General features: G+C 64.1%; 15 protein-coding genes and 1 pseudogene. 11 read left to right on the forward strand and 5 right to left on the reverse strand.

Annotation, left to right across the window (positions count from 1 at the left end; all coding sequences use genetic code 11):
- Positions 1 to 107 precede the first annotated feature (107 nt).
- From QFZ94_RS25750 to QFZ94_RS25765, 4 genes are all read left to right on the forward strand, one after another.
- On the forward strand, positions 108 to 593 hold the full coding sequence (locus QFZ94_RS25750; RefSeq protein WP_368586212.1) for a VOC family protein: 486 nt from the start codon (positions 108 to 110) through the stop codon (positions 591 to 593).
- 67 nt (positions 594 to 660) lie between these two features.
- Complete coding sequence (locus QFZ94_RS25755) at positions 661 to 1,134, forward strand: VOC family protein (RefSeq protein ID WP_410850549.1); 474 nt, start codon at positions 661 to 663, stop codon at positions 1,132 to 1,134.
- 91 nt (positions 1,135 to 1,225) lie between these two features.
- The gene (locus tag QFZ94_RS25760; RefSeq protein WP_410850550.1) at positions 1,226 to 2,446 is read left to right on the forward strand and encodes an MFS transporter; all 1,221 of its coding nucleotides are present in this window, start codon (positions 1,226 to 1,228) and stop codon (positions 2,444 to 2,446) included.
- Between the two features lie 593 nt (positions 2,447 to 3,039).
- Positions 3,040 to 3,897: a FecR family protein gene (locus tag QFZ94_RS25765; RefSeq protein ID WP_429460453.1), complete on the forward strand. Its 858-nt coding sequence runs from the start codon at positions 3,040 to 3,042 to the stop codon at positions 3,895 to 3,897.
- A gap of 3 nt (positions 3,898 to 3,900) precedes the next feature.
- Here the strand turns inward: QFZ94_RS25765 and QFZ94_RS25770 are convergent, their stop codons facing one another.
- The gene (locus QFZ94_RS25770; RefSeq protein WP_176366918.1) at positions 3,901 to 4,833 is read right to left on the reverse strand and encodes a recombination-associated protein RdgC; all 933 of its coding nucleotides are present in this window, start codon (positions 4,831 to 4,833) and stop codon (positions 3,901 to 3,903) included.
- 193 nt (positions 4,834 to 5,026) lie between these two features.
- On the opposite strand from QFZ94_RS25770, the gene QFZ94_RS25775 reads away from it, so the two are divergent.
- On the forward strand, positions 5,027 to 5,593 hold the full coding sequence (locus QFZ94_RS25775; RefSeq protein WP_368586216.1) for an ester cyclase: 567 nt from the start codon (positions 5,027 to 5,029) through the stop codon (positions 5,591 to 5,593).
- Between the two features lie 98 nt (positions 5,594 to 5,691).
- A complete protein-coding gene (locus tag QFZ94_RS25780) occupies positions 5,692 to 6,018 on the forward strand; it encodes a hypothetical protein (RefSeq protein WP_368586217.1) in 327 nt (108 codons plus the stop codon).
- 46 nt (positions 6,019 to 6,064) lie between these two features.
- On the opposite strand, the gene QFZ94_RS25785 is transcribed toward QFZ94_RS25780, so the two are convergent.
- Positions 6,065 to 6,910 (reverse strand): glycosyltransferase family 2 protein, encoded by an 846-nt coding sequence (locus QFZ94_RS25785; protein WP_410850552.1) that lies wholly within the window; start codon positions 6,908 to 6,910, stop codon positions 6,065 to 6,067.
- Between the two features lie 288 nt (positions 6,911 to 7,198).
- Between QFZ94_RS25785 and QFZ94_RS25790 the strand changes: the two genes are divergently transcribed.
- Both QFZ94_RS25790 and QFZ94_RS25795 read left to right on the forward strand, forming a co-directional pair.
- A complete protein-coding gene (locus tag QFZ94_RS25790; RefSeq protein ID WP_429460456.1) occupies positions 7,199 to 8,575 on the forward strand; it encodes an O-antigen ligase family protein in 1,377 nt (458 codons plus the stop codon).
- 145 nt (positions 8,576 to 8,720) lie between these two features.
- Positions 8,721 to 9,797: a hypothetical protein gene (locus tag QFZ94_RS25795; protein ID WP_429460458.1), complete on the forward strand. Its 1,077-nt coding sequence runs from the start codon at positions 8,721 to 8,723 to the stop codon at positions 9,795 to 9,797.
- 32 nt (positions 9,798 to 9,829) lie between these two features.
- On the opposite strand, the pseudogene QFZ94_RS25800 reads toward QFZ94_RS25795, so the two are convergent.
- Positions 9,830 to 10,925, reverse strand: a pseudogene (locus QFZ94_RS25800) (glycosyltransferase family 4 protein).
- A 181-nt stretch (positions 10,926 to 11,106) separates the two neighbouring features.
- On the opposite strand from QFZ94_RS25800, the gene QFZ94_RS25805 reads away from it, so the two are divergent.
- Positions 11,107 to 12,132: a glycosyltransferase family 2 protein gene (locus QFZ94_RS25805; RefSeq protein ID WP_429460460.1), complete on the forward strand. Its 1,026-nt coding sequence runs from the start codon at positions 11,107 to 11,109 to the stop codon at positions 12,130 to 12,132.
- 82 nt (positions 12,133 to 12,214) lie between these two features.
- On the opposite strand, the gene msbA is transcribed toward QFZ94_RS25805, so the two are convergent.
- Positions 12,215 to 14,008 (reverse strand): lipid A export permease/ATP-binding protein MsbA, encoded by a 1,794-nt coding sequence (msbA, locus tag QFZ94_RS25810; RefSeq protein ID WP_368586223.1) that lies wholly within the window; start codon positions 14,006 to 14,008, stop codon positions 12,215 to 12,217.
- Positions 14,009 to 14,252: 244 nt separating this feature from the next.
- On the opposite strand from msbA, the gene QFZ94_RS25815 reads away from it, so the two are divergent.
- The gene (locus QFZ94_RS25815) at positions 14,253 to 15,014 is read left to right on the forward strand and encodes a glycosyltransferase family 2 protein (protein WP_410850558.1); all 762 of its coding nucleotides are present in this window, start codon (positions 14,253 to 14,255) and stop codon (positions 15,012 to 15,014) included.
- Positions 15,015 to 15,072: 58 nt separating this feature from the next.
- Here QFZ94_RS25815 and dnaE read toward each other — a convergent pair whose 3' ends face one another.
- Positions 15,073 to 18,642, reverse strand: coding sequence for a DNA polymerase III subunit alpha (gene dnaE, locus QFZ94_RS25820; RefSeq protein WP_368586225.1), 3,570 nt, complete (start codon positions 18,640 to 18,642; stop codon positions 15,073 to 15,075).
- 305 nt (positions 18,643 to 18,947) lie between these two features.
- Here dnaE and QFZ94_RS25825 point away from each other — a divergent pair, with 305 nt between their 5' ends.
- The gene (locus QFZ94_RS25825) at positions 18,948 to 19,811 is read left to right on the forward strand and encodes a sulfurtransferase (protein WP_018431567.1); all 864 of its coding nucleotides are present in this window, start codon (positions 18,948 to 18,950) and stop codon (positions 19,809 to 19,811) included.
- The last annotated feature ends 16 nt before the right edge of the window (positions 19,812 to 19,827 follow it).

Here is a 19,827-nt window from a genome sequence, read left to right on the forward strand (position 1 = left end):
TTCCCGGAGTGTCGATCCAACGGTCACAAACTCGTCGTAACGTTGAAGACCCAGCTCACGCAGCCGGTCTTTCCACTGAGGAACCGTTACTTCAAGGAGTCACCGTCATGTCCAGCGCCGCAGTCAAACCGATCCCGGAAGGGATGCACTCGCTCACGCCGTACCTGATCTGCAAGAACGCCGCCGAAGCGATCGCGTTCTACACGAAAGCCTTCAACGCCGTCGAACAGGTCCGTCTGCCGGGCCCCGACGGCAAGGTGATGCACGCGACCCTGAAAATCGGCGACTCGATGCTGATGCTGACCGACGAATGGCCCGAGCACCAAACCTTCGGCCCGAACACGCTGAAGGGCACGCCGGTCACGATTCATCACTACGTACCGGACGTCGACGCGAGTTTCAAACAGGCGGTCGACGCCGGCGCGACCGTCACGATGCCCGTCACCGATATGTTCTGGGGCGACCGCTACGGCCAGGTCAAAGACCCGTTCGGCCACAGCTGGTCGCTCGCGACGCACAAGCGCGACCTGAGCACCGAGGAAATCCAGAAGGCGATGGCCGAGATGGATTGTTCGTCGCAAGAGAAGAAGTGAGCTGAAGGTGGGCGTCGGGCGAACGCACGCCCGGCCCCACCGACACCCGTCCCGAAGGAGCAACGTCATGCAGAAAATCGCGCCGTGCCTGTGGTTCGACGGCAATGCGGAAGAAGCCGCGGAGTTCTACACGTCGGTGTTTCCGGCCTCGCGCATCGCCACTACGCTGCACTCCACGGACGCCGGCCCTGGACCGGCAGGCGAGGTCGTCGCCATCACATTCGAAATCGAAGGCCAGGAGTTCATGGTGCTGAACGGTGGCCCGCAATATAAATTCACGCCGGCCATCTCGCTGATGGTTCACTGCGACTCGCAGGAAGAAATCGACCACTACTGGTCGAAGCTGCTCGACGGCGGCGAGCCGGTGGCGTGCGGCTGGCTGCGGGACCGCTTCGGCGTGTCGTGGCAGATCACACCCAACGTTCTGCTGCGGATGCTGCGCGATCCGGATCGCGCAAAGGCAAGCCGCGTGATGGCGCAGATGATGAAGATGGTCAAGCTCGATATCGCGCCGCTGGAACAGGCGTATCGCGGCGAGTAGGACGGCGTCAGCAGCGAGCGCGCCGCCTTCCCCCGCTTGCGCGATCTTTTGATAGGATCGGTCTCGACCCCAACACGGCGAGACATCCACGGTGCGCGTCAACCATCAGGCGTTCTTCTGCTCGCTGTTCATCGCGCGTCTCGCCGATCAGATCCTGCTCTTTCTGGTGCCGCTCGTCGTCTATCAAACGACGCGCCAGGTCTCGTGGTCCGGCCTCGCGTTCTTTATCGAAACGCTGCCGCGCTACCTCGTGTTCCCATTCTTTGGCGCGCTGTGCGACCGCTTCCCACCGCTACGTCTGATGCGACTGAGCCAGGCAGTGCGCGCGCTCGCGTGCTTCGGCGGTATCGCCGCGTATGCGCTGTTCGGCGGCATCGGCTGGCTGATCGCGCTGTCGGCCGCGTGCGGTGTGCTGACGAGCCAGGGGCTCGTCGCGCGCGAGGTGATGCTGCCGCAGATCTTCAGCACGCAACAGATCCAGAAGGTGCTCGCGTATTCGCAACTGGCCGATCAGCTCGGCTTCGTGCTCGGGCCGATGCTCGCCGCGCTGCTGCTCGGTGTGTGGCGTTGGGAATGGGTGGTCGCCGCGACCGGCGTGCTGTTTCTGTTTGCCGACGCGGCGCTGTTCGTCTGGCAGCGACTGAGCGGTTTTCGCGCGCCCTCGCCCGGGTCCGCTCAATCGCTCGCGCCTGCCGCTCACTGGAGCACGCCGCTGCGCATCGCGCTCAATCACGTGTGGACGCTTCCGGGTTTGAAAAAGGTCATCATGCTCGCGGCCGCGGAGAACCTCGTGATCGGCGTCACGCTCGCGACATCGGCGGCGATGGTGACGGGCTTGCATGCGCAATCCAATCGCTACTACGCAGCTTTGCAAACGGCCGGCGCGGTCGCCACGGTGCTGGTGCTGCTGACGGTGGCGCGCGCCGGCTGGCCCGCGCGCGTGCTCGGTCTCGTCGCGTTCGTGACGATCTGCGCGGGCGGCGTGATCGCGGGCGCGAGCGCATCGCCGTGGGGCTATGCGTTGGGCTTTCTGCTGATCGTCGGCTTCGACAAGATGTTCAACGTCTACATTCGCAGCGCGCGTTTGCAGATCATTCCGCCCGAGGACTACGGCAAGACGATCGGCGTCGCGATTTTGCTGAACAATCTGACGCAGCCGCTCGCTGGCCTGCTGGTCGGCGTGTTCTCCGCTCGTACGCAAACGGGCCCACTGATCGTCGCGCTGTCGCTGACGATGGGCGGCATCGGCGCCGCGGTATCGATCGGCTCGGCGCTGCTGCGGCGCAAGCGCGCGTGGGCGCTCGAAGACTGACAGCGCTTCGACCCACGACGACACACGCGCCAAGTTACCCACAGATTTTGTTGGCAAATCTGTGCATAACTTCCCGGAAAAAGCCGCAAGCCTTTGATACGGCTGTCGTTTTTTCGTCTGCATCGAAGGTGCGGCAGCGCACGGAGTTTTACCGGGGTTCATGGTCGAACGGAAGCCATGATGCGTGACAGGTCGAAACGCAACCGGGAGCGCGCCCGCGCGCTGGACGGCGACGATCCGCGTGACCCAGCGAATAGTTTCAGCCGGCTTCACACACCAGTCAGCTAAACCCGGCACACTGTAATTCATGACGAAAAGGCTACGTTCGCTTGCGGCGCAATTAGCGGTACTTCACGCGAAACATTCATGAGAAAGTAAAGCCACATGCATAGCGTAGTTTTTTTGTATCGGTGACAATGTGTCTACCAGACCTGAAATTACCGAGTGCGCGCGCAATTCCAATGTGAACTCAGGTTCACATTCAATCGAAAATGGTCAATTCAATAGACATAAATTGTCAAATGTGATTTTCAAAATTGAATTGATAAATCACATCTGTCAATTGCGTTCAGAATGAAGCACATTTAATCAAAATGCTTCGCGAGTCGAATACGGAAAGACGAGCCAATCATGAATTGCGGCGCGAAGCCGGCACCGCGCTACGCGAAGACGCGGGGGTTGCCGGCATTTCGACGGGACGGCGACGCGCGCTGAAGGCGCTGTCGTGGCTCGCAATCGCCACGTCCGCTGGCTGGGTCGCGAGCCGCCCGCCGTGGCGCACTTGGACCGCCGACTTCCGCACCGCGACCGGCGAACTGCACGACCTACTGCTCGCGGACGGCTCCCAGATCACGCTGGCCAGCGCGAGCGCGATCGACGTTGCGTTCAAAGCGAACGTTCGGCGCATTCATCTGCTTGAAGGGGAAATCATGGTGCGGCCCGTGAGCGATGTCCGCGGCGCCGCAGGCACGCGGACGACTCATCCGCCTCTACTCGTGCAGACGGCCGAAGGCGTCGTCGAAGCGCGTGGCGCGCAGTTCAGTGTGCAGCAACGGGATGGTTTCACGCGCGTGGCCGCGTTTCGCGGCGACGCGCTGGTGACGCCGGCAGCAACCGCGGCGCTGATGCTGACGCAGGGCCAATGTTGCAGGTTCACGCGCGACGGCATCGCGGCACCGCTCACGCTCGACCCACGCGAGGCGATGTGGACACGTGGCCTGCTCTACGCGAACGACACGCGTATCGCGGACCTCGTCGATGAACTCGCGCGCTATCGCGCCGGCGTATTGCGCTGTACCGACGACGTCGCCGATCTGCGCGTGTCGGGCATTTATCAGCTCACCGATAGCGACGCGACGCTCGCGCTGCTGCAGCGGATCTACCCGATCCATCTGCGCTCGATCACGCCTTACTGGACTCTCGTCGAAGCGCTCGACAGCGCGAGAGTCTGACGCTCAAGCCGCCACGGCCTGCGGCAACGCGAACCCTTGCTCGCCCTGCTCGCCGCCGAGCGCATCGATCAGATCGCGCAGCATGCGGTCGAGTTCGGCCGTCATCAGCGCGACGTCGGAATCGAAGCGTTCGTCGTCGTTCTGCGCGGTCGGGTCGCTCGCTTCCTTGAGCACGTCGAGCGGCGCGATGCGCTTGATCGTCAGCGACGGCGTCAGCACGAACGACACGCGATCGTTCCACGTCATCGCCAGCCGCATGCATTGCTTGCCCGCCTCGATGTGGCGGCGCATGTCTTCGGCGTCGAGCGCGTGTCCGACATAGCGGACCGTCGCGTTGCCTTCGGCGGGCGAACGCAGCTCGGTGTCCTGATCGAGCGTGAAACCCGCCGGCGCGTCGCCGTCGAGCAGCCAGCCGGTCATCGCCGCGACCGGCGACTGCGCGACGCGCACCGTCATCAGCGGCAACTGGTCGATCGACTTGACGAGCAGACCGCGCACATCGTCGGCGAGCGCCTGCGACGCCGCGTCGATCACGAGCCAGCCATTCGTGCAATCGATCCACACGCGCGTATCGCGGCGGATGCTGAACGCGCGCGGGCGCAACTCGTCGGTGACCTGCTCCTTCAGGTCGCGCATCTGCTTGCGGCCCGGCTTGAAGCCCTGCTGCTCCTCGAGCTCGGCCGCGCGCTCGCGCGTGATCTGGGTGACCACCGACGCGGGCAGCAGCTTCTTCTCGGCCCGGAACGTCAGCAGCATCTGACCGTTCATTGCGTAGACGAGCGAGTCGCCGTCGCGCGGCGGCGCCCAGCCCTGGGCCTGCATCTCGACGCTCTGGCCGGGCGCGAACGCGTACGGCGCGAGCCACTTCTGCATCTGTTCAGGGGTGACGGACCACGGAGCGGGCAGACGGTGTAGCTGAAGGTTTTTGAACCACATGAGCGAAGTCGGATTTAGGCAAAGCGCAGCATTTTATCCGACGGGAACCAGCCGGGGCGTTCTGGCAGACGCGAACATGGAGGTGAGGTATTTTCAATTAAAAAATGAGAATCCTTCCATCGACAGGCCAATTATCAAACGCGACCGATGCCAGCAAACTGCGTTTCATCAACTCACTTCCAAGGAGCGCATCATGAGCAACGCTACGATTTCCCGTCTTGCCCGTCAGGCTCTCGTCGCCGTCAGCGTTGCCGGTGCGCTCGGCGCACAGGCTGCGGATTCCGCGCCAAGCGCCAACGACGCCACGCTGCCCACGCCGCACCATCTGGCCGTCGACAGCACTTCCCCGCAAGGCGCCGCAGTCGTGCTCGCTGCGCGCCGCTACGCCGGGTTCTGGAACACGGGCGACGAAGCGTATGCGCGGCTCGCGCTGTCGCCCGAGTTCATCGACCGGACGCTGCCGGACGGCCGCCCGCAGGGCCCGAACGGTCCGCTGGAAGCGTCGAAGGGATTCCGCGCGGCGGTGCCCGACCTGCACGCGGACATCGACGATCTCGTCGTCGCCGGCGACCGCGCGTCGGTGCATCTGCACTTTCGTGGCCACTTCACGGGCGAGTTTCAGAACCGGAAGGGCAACGGCCAGGCCGTCGACTTCCAGGCGTTCGATCTGTATCGCGTGCAGGATGGCCGGATCGTCGAAAACTGGCACCTCGAGGACAATCTGACGGTGCTGAAGCAGCTCGGCGCGATCAAACCGTAGTCCAAGCCGTCACGGTTTGGCCGTAGCCGCGCGCCCCGCGCGTTTTGGCGGCAAATCACCTAGACTTTTGGACAGGACAGACCCAGACGGAGGCGGTCATGGCCGACCAAACCGCAAGTTGGCAGACGGTGCAATACGAGGGCTTCGAGATACACGTGTCGCCCGTCGAGAAGGACCCGCCCGACCCGGCGCACGCCGCCGATTCGGCCGCGCATAAGAGCCGCTACACGTATCTCGGCTACGTCTGCCATCCGGGCGCCAATCCTCAGCTTCCCGGCCATGCGGTGCCGTTTCACGCGGACGGTGAAGAGAGCTTCGCGAGCCTCGACGACGCGCTATACGAAGCGGTGCACGTGGGGCGCAGCATTATCGACGGCACGCATCCGGACCTGACGGTGCTGCCGCTCGTGACAGGCGGCGTTTGACAGGCGTCGTACGTCGAGCATCCGCTGCTTTGCGGTTCGACGCCCGTCAGCCCAACGCGCGCTTGATGCGCGACTTCAGCAGCGCACGACGCAGCCGGCCGGTGCGCTCCGGCTCGCTGACCGCGAGCGCGCCGTCGATGGCGGTGCCGCGGCGCAGGTAATAGCGGTCGAACGTCGCCTGCGTCATTCCCCACTTGTTGAGAAACTGGCGGCGCCCGTCGTTCTTCACGATCTTGCCGGTGCTCTTCTGCTGGAAGTGATAGACGAGACTGTCGCCGACGCCGACGAACACGCGGCAGCCCGCGTCCCACAGCTTCATCGAGAAATCGTTGTCGCTGCTCATGCCGGGGCTCAGCTCGCTGCTGTAGCCGCCCAGCTTGAACCACCAGTCGCGATGCACGAGCGTCGGCGGCCACGTCGCGCCACGCCAGTCGGCACGCACGAGGCTGGGCGCGGCAGCGACCAGCTCGTCAGCGCGAAACACCTGCGCATCGCGGCCGAAGTCGCGCACGACCACGCATGGATTGCCCGAATCGACCGGCTCGATCATCGTGCCCGACAGCATGAATAGCCTGTCGGCCGGCATCTGCGCGAGACGCTTGACGAGCGCTTCATCCCAGCCGGGACAGCAGTACATGTCGTCGTTCATGTAGACGATGTAGTCCTGCGTCGCGCGCGCCGCCGCGATATTGACCGCGTGGCAGATGCCGATATTGCCTGGGGACGCCGTGTGCTCGATGCCCTCGTCGCGCACCCACGCGAGCGTACCGTCCGAGCCGTCGTTCACGTGCACGATGATCTGGTGCGGATACGTCGAATGACGGCGCAGGCTTTTGATCACGAGGCGCAGATAAGGCAGGTTGTTCCAGGTCGGGATGATGATTGAGAACATCGAGTCGGTCCGTTGAGCTGGGCGCGGGGCGCGGCACGCGCCGCACGCCGGCCATGAATGTCGCGCGATTGTACCGCCCCCCGCCCGCACGCACGACAGGCGCCGCCCGCCGCCGCGCCGCATACCGCGGGCCGACGGAACCTTAGCGCGTGCGGCGGCAAGCATTCCGCAAGGAAGCGCATGGTTATAATCCGGATCGCTCTGCCGTCTTGAAAAACCTCAAATGGTCCGGCGTCCCCTGCAATTTCACCACCGGAACGGTAGTGTGCTCATCGATAACGTAGACCTATGATTTTTGCTTCCAGTCTCGTCTGGCTCACGTCGGTGCTGCTGTTTCTCGCGCCCGCGGTCAATCTCATGTGGCGCGGCGGCACCGGCTACTGCTTTTTCGCACTCGTCGCGCTCGCGCTCGGCGCGGCCATCGTCAACCGGCGCATGCCGGGCTATTTCTCCGCGTTGCGCACCTATCGCTGGTTCACGATCGGCATGCTCGCGTTCGTCGTCGGGATCGGCGCGCAGCAGCTGGTGCTCGGCTACTGGATGCCACGCGAACTCGACTCGGTCGCGCGCTTCGTGTTCGCGCTGCTGGTGTTCCTGCTGCTGCGCCAGTTGCCGTCGCGCAATCTGCGCATGATCGGCTGGGGCTGTGCGGCCGGCGCGCTCGCGGTCGGCGCATGGGCGATCATCAATCAGCCGCCCGGCGGCTGGACCGATGCGAACCGCCTGAACAACTCGTACACGAACGCGATTCCGTTCGGCGATACCGCGCTGCTGCTCGCGTTCCTGTCGGTATTCACGCTCGGCTGGGATAATCCGCGCGACTGGCGCGTGCTCGTGCCACGCGTGCTCGCGCTCGTGTCGGGCGGCTATGCGTCGTTTCTGTCGGGCTCGCGCGGCGGCTGGCTTGCGGTGCCGGTGTTCGTCATGCTGCTCGGCATGCAGTACCACTGGTTCACGCGGAAAAAGCGCCTGCTGGTCGCGACGCTCGTGATCGCGATCGGCGCGGGCGGCCTGTTGTCGACCGAACGGGTTCAGAAGCGCTTCGCCGAAGTGCCGAACGATGTATCGATGATGCACAAGGGCGAGGACGCCACCGCCACCGGTCTGCGCCTGCAACTGTGGAACGCATCGCGGATGATCTTCGCGCGGCATCCGATGTGGGGCATCGGCAAGGGCCATCTGGTCGACGAGCTCGGCGCGATGGCCAGCCGCGGCGAAGTGAAGGCCGAGATCGTCAACGAGCGCGCGCATAGCGATTTTTTCTCGACGCTCGCCGAGATGGGCGCGGTCGGCGTGGTGTGCCTGCTGCTGTTTTACTACGGCATCACGGTGTATTTTTGGCGACACCGGCATGCGAGCGACCCGGTGATTCGCGCCGCATCGTATTCGGGTCTCGCGGTCGCAACGAGTACGGCAATCTTCGGACTCACGATCGACGTGCTGGTGCCGATCATGGTGACGGCACTAATCGCACTGCTGGTGGCGACGCTGCTGGCGGTAATAGACACGCGCAAACGCGAATGGGCGGCATCACAGTCGGCCACCATACGCTCCCCTAGCAGCGACGGCATCACCGCAGAGAGCGCTGCCAAGTTCCCATCTTCGGATTCGGCTACGGTCCAATGCAGCGGCGGCGAATTGGCCCGTCGACCAAGGTTACAGTGATCTGTCTGGAATTGCTCGCACGATTCCCGCTTGATAAACGCATTGCAGGAGCCGTTTCACCGCCCGTTCGTCGTCTCCATGATCATGGAGACGCAAAGTGTTTGAAGCACACAAGCGGAAATAAATAACCGAGGGAGAAGTGAGAGTGCGTTTAGTGTATTTTTGCACATCGCCGAGGGCAAACGAGCATGCTGGCGGGGTTAAAGTCATCTACGACCATTCCAGCCGCCTGAATAGTAGTGGCTTGATTACCTCAGCGATCATGCACGATAGGCGTGGTTATGAGTATCCTTGGGCCGAACACGGTGCCCAACTGACTTCCGACAGAAAGCTGCGTCCGACAGATCATCTGGTGTTGCCAGAGATCAAAGCGGCGCAGCTCGCGCGCATTCTGGTTCCGCGCAGACTGAAGTACTCGATTTTTGTTCAGAACGGCTACTATCTGCGTGACCGCGATAGCGGTTGTACCGATGCCGACGTAGATTACGCATACCAGAATGCGACTGCCATCCTGTCAATCTCCGAAGACACCTCCTCCCTGATTTCGCTTCACTATCCGCATCTGACAGGCCGGATAAGGCGAGTGTTTTGCTCCGTGAATGACAGCGAATTTAGTGCCGGCGGCAAGAAACGCAACCTCATCACGTTTATGCCGCGCAAGAACGGTGCACATGCGGCTGCGGTCGTCTTCGCATTGAAGAAGCGACTCCCTCCGAGTTGGGAAATTCGCGGCATCGACGGTATGAATGAAAGAGAAGTCGCAACCCTGCTTAAGGAATCGCGGATATTCATGTCGTTTTCAGGGTTGGAAGGATTGGGTCTGCCGCCAGTCGAGGCCGCGCTCTGTGGAAACTATGTGATTGGGTACCACGGCGGTGGCGGTCGGGAATACTGGGCATCACCGAACTTCGAAGAAGTCTCCGTTGGCGATCTTGGAGATTTCGTCCGTAGGATCGAGGCACGAGCGCGTTTACTGTCCAATAGCACGGACGATCTCAGTGAGCTTGAGCCTGGGATGGCCAGATTGCGCACGCTTTTTTCCCGAGAGAATGAGCTGGCCGCTCTTGAGCGGTTTGTTGACCAGATTAAGGTAGACGCAGCCCGCGAAGCGACGCGGCCCCCCGCCGTAGGATCCCCGCGAATTCGGCTGCAAAAGCGTATGCGTCTGGGCTGGCGGCTTGCGCTGCGGCGAGTGCGCGCACGAACACGCGCATTAGCATAGAGCAGCGGCGCCTCGAGAACTAAGCCCCGCCGTCATCCTCGCGTGAACACTTCGTAAAGCGCCGCGACATGCGCGTCGACGCTCGGGTCGTACACGAGGCTGTCGCGCGGCACCGCGATGCGCGCGGCGCCGCTCTTCACACGTTCGACCGCCTGCCCGATCGCGCGCTCGAAACTGCCGTCGGACTGCCGCGAAAACTCGATCTTCGCGGCGCCGGTCACGGTCTCCGCCGAGCCGACGTTCTCGGCGATCACGAGCGGCGTGCCGCACATCACCGACTCGACACCGACGAGCCCGAACGGCTCGTACGCCGACGCGACGACGGTGAAATCGGGCGGCCGCGAACAGCTTCTCGATCTCTTTGCTGTAACCCGCGTAACGGATTGTGTCGCCGGTTTTCGGCACCGGGCGGCCCGCGACGACGAGGCAGACCGGCAGCGTCGTGCGCGAGAAAAACGCTTCGAGCAACGGATAGCCCTTGCGCTCATGGCTCGTCGACGAGAACACGAACATCACGCGATCGTCGGGCACGCCGAGCTGGCGGCGCATGGCCGCGCGCGCGGCGGCGTCGAGCGGCTTGAAGCGCGCGGTGTCGACGGGCGGATAGAGCACGTCGATGCGCTGAGCCGGCACGTGATAGAAACGCTGCAACTCGCGGCTCATCAGTTGCGAATGCGCGACGATCGCACGCGCCCGCGTATAGACGCGCCGCTCGAGCTCGATCTGCCATTCGTCGCTGCGGCGCGGGGTGCGGCCCGCGGCTTCGAGCGAGCCCGGATGCGTGCCGCCGCACAACGCGACGTCGGCATGCGTCGAGTGATTGATCGAGAACACGCACGCCGGACGGTGCCGCTTCAAACGCTGCTTAAGACGCCAGTCGAACGCGAGGTTGCGCAGCTTGCGCGGCGCCCAGCGCACGTTGAGCGGCTGCGCATCGATCCACGCGGCCTCGGGAAGCGCGCGGTCGATCTCGCGCGCGAACAGCGTCGGGCGCAGACCGAGCCGATGCAGGCCGGCGATCACGTCGCGCGTGTAGCGCTCCGCGCCGCCGCTGTTCTTCAGCGCCTGCGCGGTCAGCGCGATATCGGTGAGGGGCCGGTGGTTCGGGTCGAGGGTCGGCTCTGACAAGGATCGGTCTCGGTGAGGCGCACGCGCGGACGAGGCCGTGGGTGCGCAGTTGCGGGGCAGCGGCAATTGTAAAGGATGGTTTTCGCCCGGTTCAGCACGTGTCGTTCGGGATTGCCGTGTGCGTCGCGCGGCGCGGCGGTCAGCGGCTAAAATCTAGGCCAATCGCCTTCTCCCCGACTCCATGACAGATAGCCTGCCGCACCTCGCAACTCCTGCAACGGCCGACACCAACCGCCCCCTCGTCTCGATGCTCGTGATCGCCTACAACCAGGCAGAGCAGATCGGTGACGCCGTGCGCAGCGCGCTCGCGCAAACCTACGAGCCGCTCGAAATCATCGTCTCCGACGACGCGTCCAGCGACGCGACCTACGCCGCTATCGAAGCGGCAATCGCCGGCTACAGCGGGCCGCATCGCGTGATCGCGCGGCGCAATACGGTAAACCAGGGCATCAGCGCGCACCTGTCGCAACTCGCGCAGTTGGCGCAAGGCGAGTTGCTGTTCGTCGCGGCCGGCGACGACATGTCCGCGCCCGAGCGCTGCAGGCGCGTCGTCGACTGCTGGCTCGCGCACGGACGCCGCCCCGACCTGATCGCCACCGACCTCGCCGACATGGACGATACAGGTCACGTGCACGAGCGCGTGAGCCCGACCGAGCTCGACCGCTATCGCAGCTTCGACGACTGGCTCGTCGCGCGTCCATGGCTGATCGGCGCCGCGCATACCTGGTCGCGACGCCTGATCGAGCGCTTCGGGCCGATGCTGCCGGGCGCCGCCGCCGAGGATCAGATCATGGTGCTGCGCGCGATCCTGTCGGGCGGCGCGATCAGCCTGCGCGAGCCGCTGGTGCGCTACCGGCGCGGCGGAGTCTCGCGCAAGCGCCGTTATCAGTCGGTCGATGAGCTGATCGCGCGGATGCGGCAGAGCAATCGCTACGGACTCGCGGAGCTCGCGCAGCTGCAGCGCGACGCTGAGATCGCCGGTGTCGGCGAACGCATGCGCGCGGCGATGGCGCCGAAGCTCGCGCGTGAGCAGTTCATCCACGCGATGTTCGAAGCGGGCAGCCTCGGCGAACGCATTGGCCTCGTGACGCGCAGCACCGGCGTGAAGCTCGGGCTGCGGATTCGGATGTTTCTGTACGCGAGTTGCCCGGTGGTTTATGCGCCGGGCATCTGGATCAAGCGGGTCGTGCGGGGCGGAAAGGCCTGAGGACGACGCCCGGGTCTGGGCGGTGCTTTGCGACGCGACCTGGGTCACGAAGCGCTGCGCGATGCGTCCGCAATGTGCCGGATCAAACCGGGCTTTGCTGGAACTGGATGCGATGCAGATGCGCGTACAAGCCGTCGTGTTCGAGCAGCTCGCGATGGCTGCCACGCTCGACGATCCGCCCCGCTTCCATCACGAGGATGCGGTCGGCGCGCTCGATGGTCGACAGACGGTGCGCGATCACGAGCGTCGTGCGGCCCTTCATCAGCGTTTCGAGCGCCGCCTGCACGTGGCGCTCGGACTCGGAATCGAGCGCCGACGTCGCTTCGTCGAGAATCAGGATCGGCGCGTCCTTGTAGATCGCGCGCGCGATCGCGAGACGCTGGCGCTGGCCACCCGACAGCATCATGCCGTTGTCGCCGACGAGCGTCTCTATACCCTGCGGCATCGCCTGCACGGTGTCCCACAGGTTCGCAGCGCGCAGCGCCGCCTTGACCTTCTCAGCATCGACCTCCTGGCCGTACGCGACGTTGTGCGCGATGGTGTCGTTGAACAGCACGACGTCCTGGCTCACCATCGCGATCTGGCTGCGCAGCGCATGCAGGTCGTACTCGGGCAGCGCGACGCCGTCGACCAGAATCGCACCGCCGGTAGGATCGAAGAAGCGCGGCAGCAGGTTCACGAGCGTGGTTTTGCCGCTGCCCGACGGACCCGCAAGCGCAACCATCTCGCCCGGGGCGACCTTGAACGACACCTGGTCGAGCGTGTGACGGTTGTGCGTGGAGCTGGTGCCATAGGTGAACGACACGTCGCGGAACTCGACCTCACCGCGCGCGCGAGCGAGCGGCTTGCCGCCGCCCTTCGGCTCGGCGGGTTCGTCAATCAGACCGAAGATCAGTTCGGCCGCGGTCATACCGCGCTGCAACGGCTGGTTCACGTCCATCAGATGCTTGAGCGGCGAAATGATCAGCAGCATCGACGTGACGAACGCGACGAAGCCGCCGACCGTCGTCTGATCCGACGACGACTGCACCACCGCGATCGTGATCACGACCGCGAGCGCGATCGACGCGAGGAACTGCGTCAACGGCTGCGCGAGGCCGCCGGACACCGTCATGCGCATCGCGTAGCCGCGCAGGCGCCGGCTCATCGAGTTGAAGCGGTCCATCTCGTACTGCTCGCCGTTATGCACCTTGACGACCTTGTAGCCGCCCACCGTCTCCTCGACGATGTACGACAGCTCGTTGGTGAGCAGCTGATGCTCGCGGTTCAGGCGCCGCAGCCGGCGATTGATCTTGCCGACCAACCAACCGATGCCCGGCAGCAGCACCGCGACTATCAACGTCAGCCGCCAGTTCAGATAGAACAGATAGCCGAGCAGGAAGATCACCGTCAGCGAGTCGCGCACGAGCGTGACCATCACGCTCAGCAGCACGTTCAGGATCTGGTTGACCTCGAAGACGATCGCGTTGATCACCGTGCTCGCGGTTTCACGCTGGAAGAACGCGACGCTCGTGTGGATCATGCGGTCGAACATCTTCAGACGCAGTTCGAGCAGGATCTTGTTCGACACGTACGCGAGCAGATAGCCGGATGCGTACTGCGACACGCCGCGAATCAGCGCGAGGCCGATCACCGCGATCGGTACGAGCCACTTGGTCTTGTCGACCGCGTGCGAGCCGAAGCCCTTGTCTAGCAGTGGCTTGAGCAGTGCGGGAATGGCGGCGTCGGTGCCGGCGCTCACCGCCATCGCGACAATCGCGCCGACCACGACCCACAGCAGCGGCTTGATGAATGGCCACAGGCGCCGCAGGACGACGGCCGGCGACGACGCATCGCCTGAACCCATGGGTTTGCTTAACGTTGGCTTCGCGCTCAAGGAATCCTCTGGAAATGCGGAACGGCGAGCACGCGGCGCAGGGTTGGGCGGCCGCGTGGAATATCAAAAAAGAGCATTGTAATCGGTTGCAGATGACGGCCGGCGCCCGGCGCGCGACGGCATGCGCGCAACACCTTGGCGGAAACGCGCTGTGGTGTAGGGCCGGATGGGATGTGTATACTCGCTGCTCGATTGCCGCATCGCGGGGCCCGCTCCGTCACTTCGTCCTCCACGCAACTCAGGTATGCAAGAAACCACTCTTGGCGTTGCCATCATCACCCGGAACGCTGCGGCGCGGCTCGCCGAATGCCTGCAGGCCGTGGCCTTCGCCGACCAGATCGTCGTGATCGACGGCGGCAGCACCGACGGCACCGCCGACATCGCTCGCGCGCACGGCGCACGCGTCATCGAACAAACGGACTGGCCGGGCTTCGGCCCGCAAAAGAACCGTGCGGTCGATGCACTGACCACCAACTGGATCCTGTCGCTCGACGCCGACGAAATCGTCACGCCGGAACTTGCCGCATCGATTCGCGCGGCGCTCGCCGCACCCACCGCCGACGTCTACGCGGTGGACCGTCTGTCGAGCTTCTGCGGCCAATGGGTCCATCACAGCGGCTGGTATCCGGACTGGATTCCGCGCCTTTTCAAACGCGGCGCCGCGCGCTTCTCCGACGATCTCGTGCACGAGCGCCTCGTGTTCGATACGCCCGCGCAACGCCTGACCGGCAAGCTGATGCACTACTCGTACGAGGACTTCGAGGGCGTGCTGCGCAAGCTCGACGCGTATTCGACGGCCGGCGCGCGGCAGCGTTACGAGGCCGGCCAAAAAGGCAGCATTCGTCTTGCTATCGGGCGCGGCCTGTGGGCGTTCGTACGGACTTATCTGCTGCGGCGCGGTTTTCTGGATGGCCGCGCCGGGCTGATGATCGCGCTGTTCAATGCGGAGACGGTGTACTACCGGTTTCTGAAGCTGGCGCGGCTCGAAAAAACCGGCGGGCGATAAGCCGAGCTCAGATTAGCCGGTACCCGCGGCACCGGCCGATCCACACCGCCGACCTCGCTCAATACACGATCTCGATCGAGCTTCCCGCAAACTCGCCGCGCAGCGCGGCGAGCAGTTCGTCGGTCGGCTTCACGCGCCACGCGTCGCCCAGACGCATTTCGCCTTGCGCATGCTCGCTGCGATAAACCACCTGCACCGCGAGCCCATTCGGAATCTGCACCGCCTGACGCTGACGGCCGCCATCGCCGCCGAAGCCGCCACGCCCACCGCCATTGCCGCCGCCGTTGCCACGTGTGGCGGCCGCCGGTGCGGCTTGCTCGTCCTTGCCGGCGGTGTGAGCTTCGAGCACCCGGCGCAATGCCTGCGCGTTAGCGTTGCCGTTCATCTGCACCTTCAGCGAGTCCGCGTAGCGGCAGCGTGCGCGGCCGAGATCCATCACCGTTTCGACGGTGAAGCGGATGCCGCCCGTAAACGCGTCGTTACGCGCCTGGCCCTGCACGATCAGCAGTTCGTCTTCCTTGAACAGCTGCTTGTGTTCTTCGAAGACCTCGTTGAAGACCGTCACTTCGCACTGACCGGTGCCGTCGTCGAGCAGCGCGATCAGCATCTTGCCGCGCTGGGTCATCTGCGTGCGCAGCGACACGATCACGCCCGCAACCAGCTTGTCGCGCCCTTCCTTCAGCTCGCCGATCTTCTGGCGCACGAAACGGCGCACTTCGTCCTTGTAGGCATCGAACAGATGGCCCGACAGGTAGAAACCGAGCGCGGCCTTTTCTTCCTGCAGCTTGCGCTTTTCCGGCCACTCGGGTTCGTCGACGAGTTCGTGGCCTTGCGACGGCGCGTCGCCCATGTCGAACAGACCCGCCTGCAGCGCATTGGCCGCTGCCTGCTCGGCCGCTTCCATCGCCAGCGACACCGAGGCGATCAGCTGCGCGCGGTTCGGATGCAATGTGTCGAACGCGCCGGCGCGAATCAGCGCTTCGATAGTGCGTCGATTGACGATGCGCCGGTCGACGCGATTGCAGAAATCGAAGATGTCGATGAAGCGGCCGTCCTCGCGCGCGCGCAGGATTTCTTCGATCGCGTTCTGGCCGCTCCCCTTGATCGCGCCCAGACCATAGCGGATCGTGCGCGAGCGCTTGCCGTCGGCTTCGGCGACCGGCTCGAAGCGATACGCGGACAGGTTCACGTCCGGCGGCAGCACGGCCATCTTGTTCGCGAGACAGTCTTCGAACAGGATCTTGACCTTGTCCGTGTCGTCCATCGCGAGCGACATGTTGGCCGCCATGAATTCGGCCGGATGGTGCGCCTTCAGCCACGCGGTGTAGTACGCGAGCAGCGCGTAGGCGGCCGCGTGCGACTTGTTGAAGCCGTAGCCCGCGAACTTCTCCATCAGGTCGAAGATTTCGTCGGACTTCTCCCGCGTGAGGCCGTTCCTGGCCGCGCCTTCCGCGAAAATCTCGCGGTGCTGGGCCATCTCCTCGGGCTTTTTCTTACCCATCGCGCGACGCAGCAGGTCGGCGCCGCCCAGCGAGTAGCCGCCAATGATCTGCGCCATCTGCATCACCTGCTCCTGGTAGACCATGATGCCGTAGGTCTCCTTCAGAACAGGTTCGACGCGCGGGTCCGGATATTCCACCACCTCGCGGCCGTGCTTACGCGCGCAGAAGCTCGGGATCAGGTCCATCGGACCCGGGCGGTACAACGCGACGAGCGCGATGATGTCTTCGAAGCGGTCGGGCTGCGCGTCCTTCAGCATGCCCTGCATGCCGCGGCTTTCCAGCTGGAACACGGCGACCGTGTTCGCTTTCTTCAGGATCGAGAACGACGCGGGGTCGTCGAGCGGCACCTGGCCTAGCGACCAGTCCTGCTTCGACGGATCGAGGCGGCGGATATAGCGCTCGGCCCAATCCAGAATGGTCAGCGTGGTCAGGCCCAGAAAGTCGAACTTCACGAGGCCGACCGCCTCGACGTCGTCCTTGTCGTACTGGCTGACGACGCCGCTGTCGTCGCCTTGGGTATAAAGCGGGCAGAAATCGGTCAGCTTGCCGGGCGCGATCAGCACGCCGCCCGCGTGCATACCGACGTTACGCGTCAAGCCCTCTACGCGCTGCGCGAGTTCGAGCAGCTGGTGCACTTCGTCTTCGTTGTCGAAGCGCTCCTGCAATAGCGGCTCTTCCTTCATCGCGTCGGCGATGGTCACGTGCTTGCCCGGCTTGAACGGGATCAGTTTCGCGACGCCGTCCGTGAACATGTAGCCGAGATCGAGCACGCGGCCGATGTCGCGCACCGCCGCCTTCGCCGCCATCGTGCCGAACGTCGCGATCTGCGACACCGCGTTCGCACCGTACTTTTCCTTCACGTACTGGATCACGCGATCGCGGCCGTGCTGGCAGAAGTCGATATCGAAGTCGGGCATCGACACCCGCTCCGGATTCAGGAAACGTTCGAACAGCAGGTTGTAGCGCAGCGGATCGAGATCGGTCACGCCGAGCGCATAGGCGACCAGCGAACCCGCGCCCGAACCGCGGCCAGGACCGACCGGCACGCCGTTGTTCTTCGCCCAGTTGATGAAGTCTGCAACGATCAGGAAGTAGCCCGGAAAGCCCATCTTGATGATCGTGCCGCACTCGAATTCGAGGCGCTGGTAGTACGTCGCGCGCTGCGCGTCGCGCTCGGCCTCGTCCGGGTACAACTGTTCGAGCCGCTTTTCGAGGCCTTCTTTCGACAGCTGCACCAGGTAGTCGTCGAGCGACATGCCGTCGGGCGTCGGAAAGAGCGGCAGCTTCGGCTTGCCGAGTTCGAGCGTCAGATTGCAGCGCCTCGCGATCTGCACTGTGTTCGCGAGCGCCGAAGGAATGTCCGCGAACAGCGTGGCCATTTCCTGTTGCGTGCGGAAGTACTGCTCGGCCGTGAAGCGCTTCTGGCGACGCGGATTCGCAAGAATATCGCCTTCGGAAATACACACGCGCGCTTCGTGCGCGGTGAAGTCGTCCGGCGTCATGAACTGCATCGGGTGCGTCGCGACGACCGGCAGTTTCAGCGATGCCGCGAGCGCGACCGCCTGTTGCACGTACTGCTCGCCGCCAGGCTGACCGTAGCGCTGCAGCTCGATATAAAAGCCGCCCGGGAACACCTTCGCCCAATGCCGTGCATTGCGCTTCGCCGCCTCTTCGTTGCCCGCCGCGAGCGCAAGACCGATGTCGCCCTGCTGTGCGCCCGACAGCGCGAGCAACCCTTCGCCCAACCCGGTTTCGAGCCAGCCGGCTTCGATTTCCGCGCGGCCGCGATACTGGTTCGTCAGCGAGGCCTTGCTGAGCAATTCGCAAAGGTTCAGGTAACCGCGGCGGTCTTTGACCAGCAGCAGCAGACGGGAAGGCTTGTCGCGGTCGTCCGGATTGGTGATCCAGACGTCGCAGCCGGCAATGGGTTTGACCCCTTTGCCACGCGCTTCCTTGTAGAAACGGACGAGGCCGAACGCGTTGCCGAGGTCGGTGAGCGCGAGCGCGCCCTGACCGTCTTTGGCCGCCGCCGCGACGATGTCGTCGAGACGCACGATGCCGTCGGCAATCGAGAATTCGGAGTGAACGCGGAGATGGACGAAGCGGGGATCTGACATGGGCGACATTGTAACCCCACCCTTCCGCAGATTTCAGGTCAAAACGGCGCGTTGGCCATCCGGCCAGGACGAGGTCGGCGAGAGCGTTGTTTGCGCTAGCGCAACCCATTAGCCATTCGGCCAGGCCGGGGAAAATCCCCGGTTGAGGGATAATAGAAGTTTCGCCTGTTTCGGCCTTGCCATTCAACTGGCAAATACGCGGCAAACGCGCGCGAAACCGCGCGCCAAACCCCGGGTCTTATACGGGGGGCGCGACAGCGGCGGCACGGCCCGCCGCCCTTTGCCACGCTGGCCATCTTTACCGCAGAACACACATGAGTATCGTCAACCTCGCCGCGTATCAATTCGCGACCATCGAAGACACCGCCGCCTGGCGCCCATTCGTCACCGAACGCTGCAATGCGCTCGGCCTGCGCGGCACTATCCTGCTCGCGCCGGAAGGCATCAACCTGTTCATCGCCGGCACGCGCGAGAACACCGACGCGTTCATCGACTACATCCGCCACGACGCGCTGTTCGAAGGCAAGTTCGCGAATCTGCAGTTCAAGGAAAGCCTGTCGGACAAGCAGCCGTTTACGCGCATGCTGGTCAAGCTCAAGCGCGAAATCATCACAATGAAAAAGCCGGCGATCCGCCCCGAACTCGGCCGCGCGCCGTTCGTCGACGCGCCCACGCTGAAGACCTGGCTCGACCGCGGTCACGACGACGAAGGCCGTCCGGTCGTGATGCTCGACACGCGCAACGCGTTCGAAGTCGACGTCGGCACGTTCGACAACGCGCTCGACTATCGGATCACGAAGTTCAGCGAATTCCCCGAGGTGATCGAGAATAACCGCGCCGACCTCGAAGGCAAGACGGTCGTGTCGTTCTGCACGGGCGGCATCCGCTGCGAGAAGGCCGCGATCCATATGAAGGACGTCGGCATCGAGAACGTGTACCAGCTCGAAGGCGGCATCCTCAAATACTTCGAGGAAGTGGGCGGCGCGCATTATCACGGCGACTGCTTCGTGTTCGACTATCGCACCGCGCTGAATCCGCAACTCGAACCGACCGCGACCGCGCAATGCTTCGGCTGCCGCGCGGTAGTCACGCCCGAGCAACAGCAATCGCCGATGTACGTCGCGGGCAAGACCTGCCCGGCGTGCCATCCGGACAGCAAGGCCGCGTGCGCCGCGTAATGACAGCCGGGGTGCC

The sequence above is a fragment of the Paraburkholderia sp. JPY465 genome, from assembly GCF_050436725.1.
Classification (GTDB): domain Bacteria; phylum Pseudomonadota; class Gammaproteobacteria; order Burkholderiales; family Burkholderiaceae; genus Paraburkholderia; species Paraburkholderia youngii.